Below are 14270 nucleotides of genomic sequence, written 5' to 3' on the forward strand. Positions count from 1 at the left end.
CCACGCGTCGCCACCCGCATCGACAATCGGTCGTTTTGCCGGTCGACGGACACGTGAGCTGCCCCGCCGCGCTCGCTGTACCGCGCCTTCGAAACCCGAACGGGAGACGCGCATTGTCGGTATCCGAAAACGATCCATCCTTCGCGGATGAGAAATGTTCCGAAGCGGAAGACTGTTATCGGAACGGTCGATTCGATGAAGCACTGAACGCCGTCGACGCCGCGTTCCGGGCCGGTTTCGAGTCGGCCGCGCTGTGGAACGTGGCCGCCGCGTCGTTCATGGCGCTCCGGCGCGAAGCGGATGCGGAGCGCTGCCTGCGCCGCGCCATCGAGCTATATCCCGCGTCCTGCCAGGTTCACTCGAATCTGGGCGCGCTGCTCTCGGCTCAGTCGCGTTACGCGGAAGCCGAAGCCGAGTTTCAGGAAGCGCTCAGGATCGATCCCGCTCACGCCGAAGCCAGCAACAATCTCGGTGTCGCGCTGCAGGCGCAAGCTCGCTGGGCCGAGGCGGAAGCAGCCTACCGGCATGCGCTTCGCGTGAAGCCGGATTTCGCAAACGCCTCCTTGAACCTCGGCATTCTGTGTCGCGATCAGGGCCGTTTCGACGACGCGAAGGAGGCGTTCTGCCGCCTGCTCGCCGGACGGCCGGATCAGCACGATTCGGCGCGCATGAATCTGGGCATTCTCTATCGGGACAATGGCCGCCTTCCGGAAGCCGAGGCCGCCTTCAGACAGGTGTCGACCGATCATCCGGAACAGGTGTCGGCAAAGGCGGAACTCGCGCATCTCGCGCTCTGCGCCGGAAACTATGCCGAGGGCTGGGCGCTTTATGAGAACCGGTACGACAGCCGGCTGCGCGGACGCAACACCATCCCGCCTGACATCGCGCTGCCACAGTGGCGCGGCGAGTCGCTCGCGGGCAAGTCGGTGCTGGTGTTCCACGAGCAGGGCAACGGCGACACGATTCAATTCAGCCGATACTTTCCCGTTCTCAAACAGATGGGCGCCGCGCGCGTCACGTTCGCGTGCCCGGAGCGCTTGCATCGGCTGATGAGGACGGCGCGCGGTCTCGATGTGGTCATCGGCGACGAAACGCTGCCGGCCCCGAAGGGTTACGACTGCTGGACCTTCCTGATGAGCGTGCCGCTTCACGCGGGAACCACGCTCGAAAACATCCCGGACGCGCCCGGTGTGTTGTCCGTCGCCGAGGAGGATATGCACCGCTGGCGTCCACGCCTCGCGGGGCTGGAAGGCGTCAAAGTCGGACTCGTGTGGAAAGGCAGCGCCATTCATCCCAACGACCAGACGCGCTCGCTGCCCGGGCTCGCGGCGCTCGCGCCGCTGTGGACTTGCCCGTCCGTGAGCTTCGTGAGCCTGCAAAAGGGACAAGGCGAAGACGATGCGGCGCATCCGCCGCCCGGCCAGCCGCTCGTGCACGTCGGCTCCGAGCTGAGCGACTTCGCCGACAGCGCGGCCGTCATTGCTCAGCTCGATCTCATCGTGTGCGTGGACACGGCCATCGCGCATCTGGCGGGTGCGCTCGGCAAGCCTTGCTGGATGATGCTGCCCGCGATTCGCACCGACTGGCGATGGATGCGCGATCGTCCGACCACGCCCTGGTACCCGACGATGCGCCTCTTCCGGCAAGCCCGCCTGCACGACTGGACGACGCCCATCGAGGCGATGCGCGCCGCTCTGGCCGCCGGGTCGCGCCTTTAAGCCTGCGGAGCGTCGATGCCCGCGCCCTGCAATGACGCTTTCACCGCGGCGACACGCGCGTCGTGCACGGCTTCCTTGATCTTCGCAGGCTGGCTGGCGTACTGCTGAGCGACCGCGCCCGCATCCACGGAGCGCGCCGCGACGAGCGCCTCGCGCAAGCGCTCCGCCTGCGGATACGGCTGCTGGTCGAGCCCGAGCCTGCCGCGTGCATCGGCGAGACACGCCTGCAGCGCTTCGGCAAAACGCGCCGGCTTGCGCAGCGCATCCGCGCGCTCGAACAGCCGCACGAGCGCGGCCGCGCCCATTTCCATCACGCGATGGATATTGCCGTGCTCGCGCGCGACGAGCACCGCCAGATCGCGGCATTCGTTCGGCACGCGCAGGCGCTCGCACAACGGCCGCAGCAGATCGACGCTGCGTCCTTCATGTCCGATGTGACGGGGCAGCACGTCTTCGGGCGTCGTGGCCTTGCCGAGATCGTGCGTGAGCGCCGCGAAGCGCACCGGCAACGCGAATCCCTGCGACGCCGCGTAGTCGAGCACCATCATCACATGCACGCCGGTGTCCACTTCCGGGTGATAGTCGGCGCGCTGCGGCACGCCCCACAGCGCATCGACCTCGGGCAGGATGCGCACGAGCGCGCCGCAGCCGCGCAGCACCTCGAACATCCGCGACGGCTTCTTTTCCATCAGCCCGCGCGACACTTCCTGCCACACGCGCTCGGGCACGAGCGCATCGACTTCGCCGGCTTCGACTATCTTCTTCATCAAGTCGGCGGTTTCCTGCGCCACATCGAAATCGGCGAAGCGCGCCGCGAAACGCGCGAGCCGCAGAATCCGCACCGGATCCTCGATGAACGCATCGCCGACATGCCGGAAAAGCTTGTTCGCGAGATCGGCCTGGCCGCCGAACGGATCGATCACCGGGCCGGTCAGCTCGCCCGCCGGGTTCACCTCGCGCGCCATCGCGTTGATGGTGAGATCGCGCCGCGCGAGATCCTCCTCGAGCGTCACGTCCGGCGAATAGTAGAACTGGAAGCCGTGATAGCCCGCGGCCGTCTTGCGCTCGGTGCGCGCGAGCGCGTATTCCTCGTGCGTCTCGGGATGCAGGAACACCGGAAAGTCCTTCCCGACCGGACGATATCCCTGCGCCACCATCTGCTCGGGCGTCGCGCCGACCACCACGTAATCGCGATCCACCACCGGCACGCCGAGCAGTTCGTCGCGGATCGCGCCGCCCACCGCGTAGATGTTCATCGCGCTTCCTCGCGAGCGCCGTCGATCCACGCCGCGACCGCGGGCAGCTCGGTAATGCGCTTCGCATAGGCGCGCGACGTCTCGCTCAGTTCGGGCTCGTAGGAATTGAAGCGCATGACGACCGGCGCGAACATCGCGTCCGCAATGCCGAACTCGCCGAACAGGAACGGCCCGCCGGACTTCGCCAGGCACTCGGCCCAGATTGCCTCGATCCGCGCGATATTCGCAAGCGCGCCCGGCGTCGCGCCGGCGCCCGGCGCGTGCATCGTGATTTCCATCGGCATGTGCTGGCGCAGGTCCGCGAAGCCCGCGTGCATCTCCGCGCTGATGCTGCGGGCGCGCGCGCGGGCGGCGGCGTCGCGCGGCCACATCGCGTGCCCGGGATGCATTTCGGCAATCGTCTCGACGATCGCAAGCGATTCCCACACGGCCTCGCCCGCATCGGTGACGAGGCACGGCACCTTGCCGGACGGCGAGACTTCGAGAATCTTCGATTTCGTGTCGGGGTGGCTCAGGCGAATCAGCGTTTCCTCGAACGGGATGCCGAAATGCTTGAGCAGCACCCACGGACGCATCGACCAGGAAGAGTTGAACTTGTCACCGATAACGAGTTTCATGCAATCAAAGGTAAGAGGTTTAACGATGCGCGGTTGCGCGGAAAGCGTTGAAGCGCGAGCGCGACGAGTTGCCGGTGAGATACAGCGGCGCGATGGCCTCGATGCTCGCCGGCTCGTCGATGCCGAGTTCCGGAGCGAGCGGCCCGCTCGCGATGCTCGGCGTCTTCATCGAATCGAGATTGTCGCGCGAGAGGACGGGCACGCCGGGCGCCATTTCCATCGTCATCGCCTGCAGGCGGCCGAGGCTTTCGGGCAGCTTGACGATGCGCGAATGCTTGCCGATGGTCGCGCCCGCGAAGCGCACGAGCTCCGCGAGCGTGTAGACGCCCGGGCCCGCGAGTTCGTAGATCTGGCGGTTGGCGGCATCGAGATCGAGCACGTTGACGATCGCCTTCGCCACGTCGCCGACGAACACCGGCTGGAACTGCGCATCGGCGCAGGCGAGCGGAATCACGGGAAATATGCGCTCGAGGAACGCAAACTGGTTGAGCAGATTGTCCTCGGGGCCGAACACCACCGAGCTGCGGAAGAGGGTCCAGTCGAGACCGGATTCGCGGATGATCTTCTCGCCGTCGCCCTTCGAGCGCAGGTACATGCTCGGGCCTGCGGGATCGGCGCCGATCGCGCTCATGTGCAGCAGGCGCCGCACGCCCTTCGCCTCGCACGCCGCGGTGATCTTGCGCGGCAGCTCGACGTGCGCCTTCGCGAAGTCCGGTCCGTACGGTTCGTCGCGCCGCCCCTGCAGAACGCCGACGAGATTGATCACCGCGTCGCTCTGATCGATGAACGCGGCGAGCTGCACGGGATCGTGCACGTCGGTTTCGATGACGTCGATGGGCAGCAGCGTGAGATGCGCGGCGTTGGCGCGCCGCCGGGTCGCCAGGCGCACCTTCTTGCCGAGATCGACGAGCGCATTGACGAGATGGCTGCCGATGAAACCAGAACCGCCGATCAGCGCTACATGTTGGTGTCGCATATTCGCCCCTTGGGTCGCGGCTTGACGGATGCGGCTTCGGAACGGCGAGCCGAAAATGAGAACGCCCGCGCGTCCTGTCATTGGACGCGCGGGCGTGAGGGTTCGCGTCAAGACGCCGTCAGGGAGCGATGTAGCCCAGACGCGCCTTCAACGACTGCGGACGGCCCTCGAACAATGCGGCGTAATAGACGGTGTTCGACAGCACGTTCTTCACGTAATCGCGAGTCTCGGTGAACGGAATGGTTTCAGCAAAAACCGCGCCCTCCACGGGCGCGCGCAAATCCTGCCGCCACTGGCGCGGCCTGCCCGGACCGGCGTTGTAGCCGGCGGTGGCGAGCACGGGCGAGTTGTCGAATTGATTGTAGATCATCGACAGGTAATTCGTGCCGAGCAGGATATTGGTGTTGATGTCGTTCATCTGCGCGCGCGACACCGGGCCGAGACCGATCTTCTTCGCGACCAGTTGCGCGGTGCCGGGCATCAGCTGCATGAGGCCGCCCGCCCCGACTTCCGAGCGCGCGTTGATGATGAAGCGCGACTCCTGGCGGATCAGGCCGTACGCCCATTCGATATCGAGGCCGGTGCTCTGCGCATCGCGCTCGACGATGTCACGGAACGGCGACAGATAGCGCAACGTGAAGTCGTGCTCGGCCTTCGTCTTGTCGGCCGTGTTGACGGTGCGGTCGAACAGCTCGATGCGCTTCGCGTACTGCGCGGCGGCGAGCAGTTGTCGGTCGGTCATCGTGCGCAGCGGCCAGTTCCACTCGCGGTTGCCTTCGAGGCGCATGTTCAGCGCGTAGAAACGCTGCGAGAGCGCGAAGCCCGGCACCGACTGCATCTGCGCGATTTCCTCATCGGAGACGGTCGTGCGCGGCGGCACGGTGATTTTCTGGCCGAGTTCTTCCAGCGCGAGCTGGCCGTAGAAATTGTATTGGTCGGAAATCGTCTGGAATTCCTGATTCGCCGTGGCCGTGTCGCCGGCCTGCTTCACGGCGCGCGCGTGCCAGTAGACCCACGCGGGCTGGCTGCGCAGCGTGGGCGGCATCTGCTCGATGGACCAGCGCACCATGTTCCAGTCGCCGACGAGCAGCGCACTGCGCGTGCGCCATTCGTAGGCCGGATTCGACAATTGCGCATTCGCCGACAGGCGATACCAGTCCGCCGCCGGCGGCATGCGCTTGATCGCCGCCTGGTAGCCGATCGTGCCCCAGCCGGTCGCACGCTCGGTGGGCGTGAGGCTCGGCGCGACCGAGCTGAACGTGGCGGCGGCCATCGCCGGATCGTTGCGGGCCATGCGCGTGATGGCGAGCAGCGTCAGCTGGTGCGCGGGCGTGTTGGGCATCACGCCGCGCGCGATGTAGAGCGGCGGCTTGTTGACGGCGTCGTCGAGCAGCGAGTCCTTCGGCTTTTCCTTCCCGAGCGCCTCGACGATGTTCGCGCCCGTCGTCGTGTAGTTCTGCTCGTAGGCGAGGCGAATCTGCTGCCAGATGTCGTCGCTCGTGAACTGGCCCGACTCCGCGAGCGCGCCGATCAGGTCGACGCAGCCGTCGCCGTACCATTTGGGCTCGACGAGCAATGCGCGCGCGGCATCCGCGACATTCTCGCCGCGCGACAGGCGCGCTTCGAGCGCGTAGCACTTGACCTGCGTGTCGTCGTTGAGAACGAAACGGGAATACTGCTGCTCGAAGTTCTTCCAGTCGTGACGGCTGCCGAGCACGACGAGATAGTCGTTGCGCATGCGATCGGCGATCGCCTGGCCGTCGTAGCGCTGCAGGAACGAGAGCACCGGCGCGTCGGGCGCGTCGATGCGCGCGTGACCCTGCGAATCGAAGAGCTGCGGCTTGATCGTGAAGTATTCGAGATAGCTCGGCGCCGGGTAGTCTGGAATCTGCGCGGCGAGCGCGGCGGCCTTGCCGGCATCGTTCGTGCGCGCGGCATCGCGCAGCTGCATGAAGATGCGGTCGTCGGACGAAGGCGAGAAATCGGCGTCGGGACGAACGGCGGAAGCCGTTCCACAAGCGACGAGCGTCACCGCGGCAAGGGCTGTACCGACCGCGAGATATACTCGGTTGAGGCGTTTTGACATCTTTATTTCTGGAGCGCGAATGGTCTTGAACCGGGTCCTGAGATCGGAGGAAAGCATAGCACGCAACGTTTGCGTGGAACCCAAGAGCGAGCGGAAAAGCGAACCGAAAAGCGCCTTGCGCGCAACACTTCTCGAGCGCCGCGAGGCGCAGAGCGAGCAGCCCGGACAAGCCGCGAAGAACGAGGCGCTCGCCAAGCGTCTTCAGGAAGTGCTCGCGCGGCACTCGGCGACGTGCATCGGTTTTTGCTGGCCCGTCGCGGGCGAGTTCGACGCGCGCGACGCGATGGCGCACTGGCTCGCCGCCGGCACGACGCGCGAAGCCGCGCTGCCGGTCGTCGTCAAGCCGCATGCGCCGATGGTCTTCCACGCCTGGCGCGCCGACGCGCCGATGAAGGAAGGCCGCTACCGGATTCCGGTGCCCGCCGAAGAAAGAGTCGTGGTGCCGGACCTGCTGCTGATTCCGTGCGTCGGTTTCGATGCGGACCGTTATCGGCTGGGATACGGCGGCGGCTATTTCGATCGCACGCTCGCCGCGTGGCCGGACGCGAAACGGCCGGTGACCATCGGCATCGCGTACGAATCGGGCAAGTGCGGCGCGTTGCCGCGCGAGGCGCACGACATGCCGCTCGACGCGATCGTCACCGAAGCGGCGACTTACTAGAGCGAGGCGGCCGCGCGCGCGGCGGTGTCGTAGAGACCGGATGCATTGCGCATCAACTGCGCGGCCTCGCCAATCTGCTCGTTGGTGAGGCCGCTCTCGCGCAGCGTGGCGATGAGGCAGGCCTCGCGCACCTCGCGATACTTGCCGCACAGTTCGCGCCCCGCCGGGGTCGCGGAGAAGAACACTTCCTTGCCCGTCTTCTCGCTTTGCACGTAGCCGCGAGCGACGAGCTTCTTGAGTGCATACGTGGCGACGTGCGTGTCCTCGATGTTCAGCACGAAGCAGATGTCGGCGAGCTTCTTCTTGCGGTCGCGATGGCTCACGTGATGCAGCAGCGACACTTCCACCGCCGTCATGTCCTTCGCGCCCGCCGCGGACATGCAGCGCACCATCCAGCGATTGAACGCGTTGCCCGCCATGATGAGGCCGTACTCGAACTCCGACAGTTCCGCGCTGGTTTCGGAGACGAGATGCTCGGACGAGACAATCTTCGTGGGATGGCGCGGCATGGTATCGAACGGTGAGAAATGCGTTGAAGTTTATTGGCGCAACGTCTTTTTTGCGAGCAGACGGAGCGCGTCGGAGAAAACGTGAATTGATAATTTCTTGATAATTTATTGACAATGTACCATTCTGCGACGGCGCGAAGGTCGCTCGATCCAGCAATTTTCGCGCGCGCAAAGGCAATCAGAGGCATGACAAGACCACGCATTTATCCGCTGGGCGAAACCGCGCTCGTGTGCGAAGCCGCGCCGCCCGCCACGCTCGACTGCCAGCGCCGCATCTGGGCGCTGGCGGAGCACGCGCGCCTCATGCCGCATGTCGTCGAGGTGGTGCCGGGCATGAACAATCTGACGATCGTGTTCGATCCGCTGGTAGCGGATTACGAAACGCTCGCCACGCAGCTGGAAAGCGGCTGGGACACCGCGCAGGCAACCGGCGCGGAAGGCGCCGAGATCGAGATTCCGGTGCGCTACGGCGGCGCCGACGGCCCCGATCTCGTCGCGCTCGCGGAACATACGGGCCTGTCCGTCGACGAGGTCGTGAAGCGTCATACCGAGGCCGAATACATCGTGTTCTTTCTCGGCTTCCAGCCGGGGTTCGCGTATCTCGGCGGGCTCGATCCCGCGTTGCACATGCCGCGCCGCGCCGAGCCGCGGCTGGAGGTGCCGGCGGGATCGGTGGGCATCGGCGGAGCGCAGACGGGCATCTATCCCGCAACCTCGCCGGGCGGATGGCAGTTGCTCGGGCGCACCGAACTGAGGCTCTTCGATCCGGCCAGAAATCCGCCGACGCTCCTGCAGCCCGGCGACCGCGTGCGCTTCAGCGCGCTGGAGGTGCGAGCATGATCGACGTGATTCGCGCAGGCGTGCTGACTTCGGTGCAGGACCTGGGCCGCCACGGCTATCGCCATCTAGGTGTGAGCTCGGGTGGCGCGCTCGATGCGCTGTCGCTCGAAGTCGGCAATCGCATCGTCGGCAACAGGCCGGACGCGGCGGGCATTGAAGTGACCTTCGGGCCGACCGTGCTGCGCTTCAAGCAGGCGACGCGCATCGCCATCGCCGGGACGGATTTCGGCGCGACGCTCGACGACAAGCCGGTGTATTCATGGTGGAGCCTGCCGGTGCGCGCGGGCCAGGAGCTGACGCTGCGCGCGGCGAAGCGCGGCATGCGCTGTTATGTGTGCATCGCGGGCGGCATCGACGTATTGCCGATGCTCGGCTCGCGCTCAACCGATCTCGCCGCGTGTTTCGGCGGTCTCGGCGGACGCGCGCTGCGCGACGGCGACCGCCTGCCAGTTGGCGTGCCGCAGCCGCACAAGGGCATCGCGTTTTCGCCTGAGGAACCCGCGTTCGGCGTGAAGGCGCCCGCCTGGTGCAAGTTCGTGCTCGTCGACGAACCCGTGCGGCGCGGACGCCATTCGCCGGGCCTCGCGTGGGCGGCGCCGATCCGCGTGCTGCGCGGTCCCGAGTACGAAAGCTTCAGCGAACAGGGGCAGCGCGATTTCTGGAACGAGGAATGGACGATCACGCCCAACAGCAACCGCATGGGTTTTCGCCTCGCGGGCACGGCGCTCGAGCGCAGCCGGAAGATCGAGCTGCTGTCGCACGCGGTGCTGCCGGGCACGATCCAGGTGCCGCCGAACGGCCAGCCGATCGTCCTGATGGGCGATGCGCAGACGACGGGCGGCTACCCGAAGATCGGCGCGGTCATCAAGGCGGATTTGTGGAAGCTCGCGCAGGTGCGGCTGAACGGCGGCGTGCGCTTCATCGAAGCCTCGGTGGAAGAGGCGCGGCGTGCGCTCGCGGAGGAACGGCAGTACGTGGGTCAGGTGGAAACCGCGATCGCCATGCACGAGGAACGCATCGCGCGCGCCGGCTCCTGAATCGAAAGCCGCGCGACAGACGCGGCGCATCACATTCAACACTCAACGGAACGACCGCAAAAGACATCATGGAAATCGATCTCAATGCCGATCTCGGCGAAGGCTGCGGCTCCGACGAAGCGCTGCTCGATCTCGTGAGTTCCGCGAACATCGCGTGCGGCTGGCACGCGGGCGGCGCCACCGCGATGCGCGATTGCGTGCGCTGGGCCGTCGAGAAGGGCGTCGCCATCGGCGCGCATCCGAGCTTCAACGATCCGGAGAACTTCGGCCGCAAGGAAATGAACCTGCCGCCCGAGGAAATCTACGCGGGCGTGCTGTACCAACTGGGCGCGCTCTCGGCGATCGCGCAGGCGGAAGGCGGGCGCATCGCGCACGTGAAGCCGCACGGCGCGCTCTACAACCAGGCGGCGAAGAGCCCCGAAATCGCCGATGCGATCGTCTCCGCCGTGCACGACTTCGATCCGTCGCTGCTCGTCTTCGGGCTTGCGAACAGCGGACTCGTCGAAGCCGCGCGGCGCGCGGGGCTGACCGCGATCGAGGAAGTGTTCGCGGATCGCGGCTATCGCGCGGACGGCTCGCTCGTGCCGCGCAAGGAGCCGGGCGCATTGCTCGACGACGAAAACCTCGTGCTCGACCGCACGCTCGCGATGGTGCGCGAGCAGCGCGTGCAGGCCGTGTCCGGCGAATGGGTGCCGCTCAATGCGCAGACCATCTGTCTGCACGGCGACGGCGCGCATGCGCTGGCATTCGCGCGGCGCATCCGCGGTGCGCTCGCCGATGCGGGCATCGAAGTACGCGCCGCCCACGCCACCGCCTGACGCCGCAGTCGAAAGATAGAACGCCCCGCGAAACCGGGGCGTTTTAGCAAGCGGCCGTCGCAGGCGAAAAGAGCCGCATGTCGTAAAACCACGCGCCCGGTTCGAGGCGTGACGTTTGATTCGTTTGGAGAACTCATGGCAACCCCAGTCAATCTATGGCCGCTCATCGGCGTGGCCGTCATCATCGTGGGCTTCGTGCTGCGCTTCAATCCGATGCTGATCGTCGCGGCCGCGGCGATCATCACCGGCTTTGCGGCGCATTTTCCCGTCGAGCGAATCCTGACCGCGATCGGCAGCGGCTTTCTCAAGACGCGCAACATACCGCTCATCATCCTGCTGCCGCTCGCGGTGATCGGCCTGCTCGAGCGCCACGGCCTGCGCGAGCGCGCGCAGATGTGGATTTCGAGCATCAAGGCGGCGACGGCCGGACGTCTCCTGATCGTCTATCTGTTCGTGCGTGAAATCACGGCCGCGGTCGGCCTGACGGGCCTCGGCGGCCATCCGCAGATGGTGCGCCCGCTGCTCGCGCCGATGGCCGAAGGCGCCACCGAAGCGCGCTACGGCAAGCTGTCCGACGCGGTGCGCTACAAGCTGCGCGCTTACTCGGCGGCGACCGACAACGTCGGCCTGTTCTTCGGCGAGGACATCTTCGTCGCGTTCGGCGCGATCGTGCTGATGGTCACGTTCCTGAAGGAAGCGGGCATCGTCGTGGAGCCGATGCACGTCGCCGTGTGGGGCATTCCCACCGCGATCTGCGCGTTCCTGATCCACGGCTTCCGCCTGTGGCTGCTGGACCGCAGACTCGCGCGCGAGCTCGACGCGCTCACGCGCAACGTCGCGGGAGAGAAAGCATGACGTTCACGATCAACTATCTCTTCTATCTCGTCGGCATCGTGCTCGTGGTCGTCGCGGGCATGATCCTCACGGACAAGTCGCATCCGCGGCGGCTGTCCACGGGCGTTTTCTGGCTGATCTACGCGCTCATCTTCCTCGTCGGCGACTGGCTGCCGGTGACGGTGGTCGGCATGCTCGTCGTGGCGATGGCGCTGATCGCGGGCCTGGGCGGCGTCACCGGCGCGAAGCCGAAGATGCTCTCCGAGGAAACGCGCCGCCAGAGCGCCGTGCGGCTCGGCAACAAGCTCTTCGTGCCCGCGCTGACGATTCCGGTCGTGACCGTGATTGTCACGCTCGGCGCGAAGTATCTCGTGTTCGAAGGCACGCCGCTGATCGAGCTCAAGAACGTGACGCTGATCGGCTTCGGCATCGGCTGCGTGATCGCGCTCGCCATCGCGTGCGTGATGACGCGCGACACCGTCGGCCAGTCGATGCGCGAGACGCGGCGGCTCATCGACGCGCTCTCGTGGGCCGCCGTGCTGCCGCAGATGCTCGGCATGCTTGGTCTCGTGTTCTCGGATGCGGGCGTCGGCAAGGCGGTCGCGCACGTGACGACGGCTTACGTCAACATGGATTACCGGCTCGTCGCGGTGGCGGTGTACGTGGTCGGCATGGCGCTCTTCACGATGGTGATGGGCAACGGCTTCGCCGCGTTCCCGGTGATGACGGGCGGCGTCGGCGTTCCGATTCTCGTCGGCGTGTTCCACGGCAATCCCGCGACGATGGCCGCGATCGGCATGTTCTCCGGCTACTGCGGCACGCTGATGACGCCGATGGCCGCGAACTTCAACATCGTGCCCGCCGCCTTGCTGGAGTTGCCGGACAAGAACGCGGTGATCAAGGTGCAAGTGCCGACTGCGTTGACGCTCATGATCGTGAACATCTTTCTGTTGAACTGGCTGATGTTCATTTGAGCACATCCCGGCGCGCGTTCTCGCGATGAGTTCCGCACGCGCATCCCTTCCTGCAATGCGCATGTCGCGGACCGAATCCGCGCATGCGCGCCTCGCGCCGTGTCACGGCGGCCGCGACGATCCGTCTCCTCTCCCTCATCACAACACTGGTGTCTCAGCGCAGTTTGATTGAGACATTCGCTGCCGTTTCCCCGCCTTATTCGACGCACGATTTCCCTGCCTCACAGGATCGACTTCGCCGGTTTCGATGACACTCAAAGGTCATCATCTGACCCCGGCTAATTAAGACACCGCCTATGGCTGCTACATGCACCTATCGGGGAGACTCTCGCTCGTTCCGATCGGAGCTTGGACCGCATGGCTGCATTGACCGCACCGCGTGATCCCTTCATGTCGTATGGCGCCTGACGCGTCGCGCAAACCGCAAACGACGCTCCGATCGCGTGTTTCCTGAATTGACCGAGGACATCGGCTCTCCCTCCTGCGCTCATCGCGCGGACTTCGACAAGCCGGCCTCCGTCATCGATTCCCGTCATGCGTTTGCCGAGTTATTCCCATCTGCTCGCCTTGCCCGCTGGTCCCCACCTGCTGCTTCGCCTGCTCGAAACGATCGTCGTCGCGGCTTGCTCGATGGCCACTCAACGGCTCTGCGGCAATAGCACCGCCGCCGGCTACGACAGCGCGGTCGCTGCCTTCGCGATCGTCTTCGCGTGGAGCCTGCTGTCCGGTTCTTACCTCAGACGTCCGGCGCGCCGCCCATCCGCGTGGCGCGCGGTGTTCCTGCCGGCGCTCGGCTGGGTGCTCTGCGAAGCGGGCGCCGTCGGCATCGTGAAATGGATGAATCCCGAATACGCGCCTTCGATGGACCGGCTCGCATGCTTGGGCGCGCTGACGGCGGCGAGCGTTATCGTCTGCCGCGTCGTCGACCGCATCGCCGGCGCGCGGCGCCCCGGCCTCGCTTCCGTGGCCGTCGTCGGCTGTGGCGAACGGTGCGCGGCGTTCGTGCGCCGCATCACGGCGATGCGGGATCCGGCATGCAGCGTCCGCGCGCTCTTCGACGTGCACCCGCACTCCGGCGCGAAGGCGGCGGGCGTCCCGCTCTTTCACGACATCGAGACATTCGCCGCCCATGTGCGCACGCATCGCATCGACGAGTTGTGGCTCGCGCTGCCGCTCTCGGACGAAGAAACGCTGCTGCGCTTTCTCGACGTTTTCCGCGACGACCTGCTGAACATCCGCTTCCTGCCAGACGTGCGTCATGTCGCGCGCTTTCACGGCGAGCGTGTCGATCTCGATGGCGCGCTCGCAATCGATCTGGTCGCCGCGCCGCTCACCGCGCATGCCGTCAGCAAGGCGCTGTTCGACTTCGTGTTCGCCGCCTGCGCGGTGGTCGCGAGCGCGCCTCTGCTCATCGCGATCGCGCTCGCCGTCAAGCTGTCGTCGCCCGGGCCCGTGCTGTTCAGGCAGCGGCGCCAGGGTGCGAACGGCCAACCCTTCGAGATCTACAAGTTCCGCACGATGCACGTGCATGCGAACGACGACGGCACGCTCGTGCAGGCGACGCGCAACGATCCGCGCATCACGCGCATCGGTGCGTTCCTGCGCCGCACGAGCCTCGACGAGCTGCCGCAGTTCTTCAACGTGCTGCGCGGCGATATGTCGGTCGTCGGGCCGCGCCCGCATGCCATCGAGCACGACGCGCTCTATCAGCACCTCGTCGATGACTACGTGCACCGCTACCGCATCAAGCCAGGCATTACCGGCTGGGCGCAGATCAACGGACTGCGCGGCGAGACGGATTCCGTGGAGAAGATGCAGCGGCGCGTCGAACACGATCTCTATTACCTCAGCAACTGGTCGTTCGCGCTCGACATGCGCATCGTGCTCTTGACCATCGTGCGGGGCTTCGTTCATCGCAATGCGTACTGACCCGCAGGACCACAC

13 protein-coding genes are annotated in these 14270 nt (G+C 66.1%); 8 read left to right on the forward strand and 5 right to left on the reverse strand.

Going from position 1 to position 14270, the window contains the following annotated elements:
• Positions 1 to 113 precede the first annotated feature (113 nt).
• Positions 114 to 1718, forward strand: a complete 1605-nt coding sequence (locus AWB83_RS17895; RefSeq protein WP_087046956.1) for a tetratricopeptide repeat-containing glycosyltransferase family protein — start codon at positions 114 to 116, stop codon at positions 1716 to 1718.
• Here the strand turns inward: AWB83_RS17895 and AWB83_RS17900 are convergent.
• The 4 genes from AWB83_RS17900 to AWB83_RS17915 form a co-directional block, all read right to left on the reverse strand.
• Positions 1715 to 2974 (reverse strand): multifunctional CCA addition/repair protein, encoded by a 1260-nt coding sequence (locus AWB83_RS17900; protein WP_087046957.1) that lies wholly within the window; start codon positions 2972 to 2974, stop codon positions 1715 to 1717. The genes AWB83_RS17895 and AWB83_RS17900 overlap by 4 nt on opposite strands.
• Positions 2971 to 3591: a glutathione S-transferase family protein gene (locus tag AWB83_RS17905; RefSeq protein ID WP_087046958.1), complete on the reverse strand. Its 621-nt coding sequence runs from the start codon at positions 3589 to 3591 to the stop codon at positions 2971 to 2973. The genes AWB83_RS17900 and AWB83_RS17905 overlap by 4 nt, the downstream gene beginning before the upstream one ends.
• Before the next feature lie 19 nt (positions 3592 to 3610).
• Positions 3611 to 4567, reverse strand: coding sequence for a complex I NDUFA9 subunit family protein (locus AWB83_RS17910; protein WP_087047068.1), 957 nt, complete (start codon positions 4565 to 4567; stop codon positions 3611 to 3613).
• Positions 4568 to 4685: 118 nt separating this feature from the next.
• Positions 4686 to 6653 carry a lytic transglycosylase domain-containing protein gene (locus tag AWB83_RS17915; RefSeq protein ID WP_087046959.1) on the reverse strand — a complete coding sequence of 656 codons (1968 nt, stop codon included), beginning with the start codon at positions 6651 to 6653 and terminating at the stop codon, positions 4686 to 4688.
• Positions 6654 to 6672: 19 nt separating this feature from the next.
• Here AWB83_RS17915 and AWB83_RS17920 point away from each other — a divergent pair, with 19 nt between their 5' ends.
• The gene (locus AWB83_RS17920; RefSeq protein ID WP_087046960.1) at positions 6673 to 7314 is read left to right on the forward strand and encodes a 5-formyltetrahydrofolate cyclo-ligase; all 642 of its coding nucleotides are present in this window, start codon (positions 6673 to 6675) and stop codon (positions 7312 to 7314) included.
• Here AWB83_RS17920 and AWB83_RS17925 read toward each other — a convergent pair.
• Entirely contained in the window at positions 7311 to 7823 is a 513-nt protein-coding gene (locus tag AWB83_RS17925; protein WP_087046961.1) for a winged helix DNA-binding protein, read from the reverse strand. The two genes, AWB83_RS17920 and AWB83_RS17925, sit on opposite strands and share 4 nt — an antisense overlap.
• Positions 7824 to 8009: 186 nt before the next feature.
• On the opposite strand from AWB83_RS17925, the gene pxpB reads away from it, so the two are divergent.
• The 6 genes from pxpB to AWB83_RS17955 all read left to right on the forward strand — a co-directional run bounded on the left by pxpB (position 8010) and on the right by AWB83_RS17955 (position 14255).
• Positions 8010 to 8663: a 5-oxoprolinase subunit PxpB gene (gene pxpB, locus AWB83_RS17930; protein ID WP_087046962.1), complete on the forward strand. Its 654-nt coding sequence runs from the start codon at positions 8010 to 8012 to the stop codon at positions 8661 to 8663.
• A complete protein-coding gene (locus AWB83_RS17935) occupies positions 8660 to 9700 on the forward strand; it encodes a 5-oxoprolinase subunit C family protein (protein WP_087046963.1) in 1041 nt (346 codons plus the stop codon). Before pxpB ends, AWB83_RS17935 begins: the two co-directional genes overlap by 4 nt.
• A 68-nt stretch (positions 9701 to 9768) precedes the next feature.
• On the forward strand, positions 9769 to 10518 hold the full coding sequence (pxpA, locus tag AWB83_RS17940; RefSeq protein WP_087046964.1) for a 5-oxoprolinase subunit PxpA: 750 nt from the start codon (positions 9769 to 9771) through the stop codon (positions 10516 to 10518).
• A 135-nt stretch (positions 10519 to 10653) separates the two neighbouring features.
• Positions 10654 to 11373: a DUF969 domain-containing protein gene (locus AWB83_RS17945; RefSeq protein WP_087046965.1), complete on the forward strand. Its 720-nt coding sequence runs from the start codon at positions 10654 to 10656 to the stop codon at positions 11371 to 11373.
• Complete coding sequence (locus AWB83_RS17950; RefSeq protein ID WP_087046966.1) at positions 11370 to 12326, forward strand: DUF979 domain-containing protein; 957 nt, start codon at positions 11370 to 11372, stop codon at positions 12324 to 12326. The genes AWB83_RS17945 and AWB83_RS17950 overlap by 4 nt, the downstream gene beginning before the upstream one ends.
• 534 nt (positions 12327 to 12860) lie before the next feature.
• Positions 12861 to 14255: an undecaprenyl-phosphate glucose phosphotransferase gene (locus AWB83_RS17955; RefSeq protein WP_087046967.1), complete on the forward strand. Its 1395-nt coding sequence runs from the start codon at positions 12861 to 12863 to the stop codon at positions 14253 to 14255.
• Positions 14256 to 14270 lie beyond the last annotated feature (15 nt).

The sequence above is a fragment of the Caballeronia ptereochthonis genome (genome assembly GCF_001545075.1).
In the GTDB taxonomy this organism is placed as follows: Bacteria; Pseudomonadota; Gammaproteobacteria; order Burkholderiales; family Burkholderiaceae; genus Caballeronia; species Caballeronia ptereochthonis.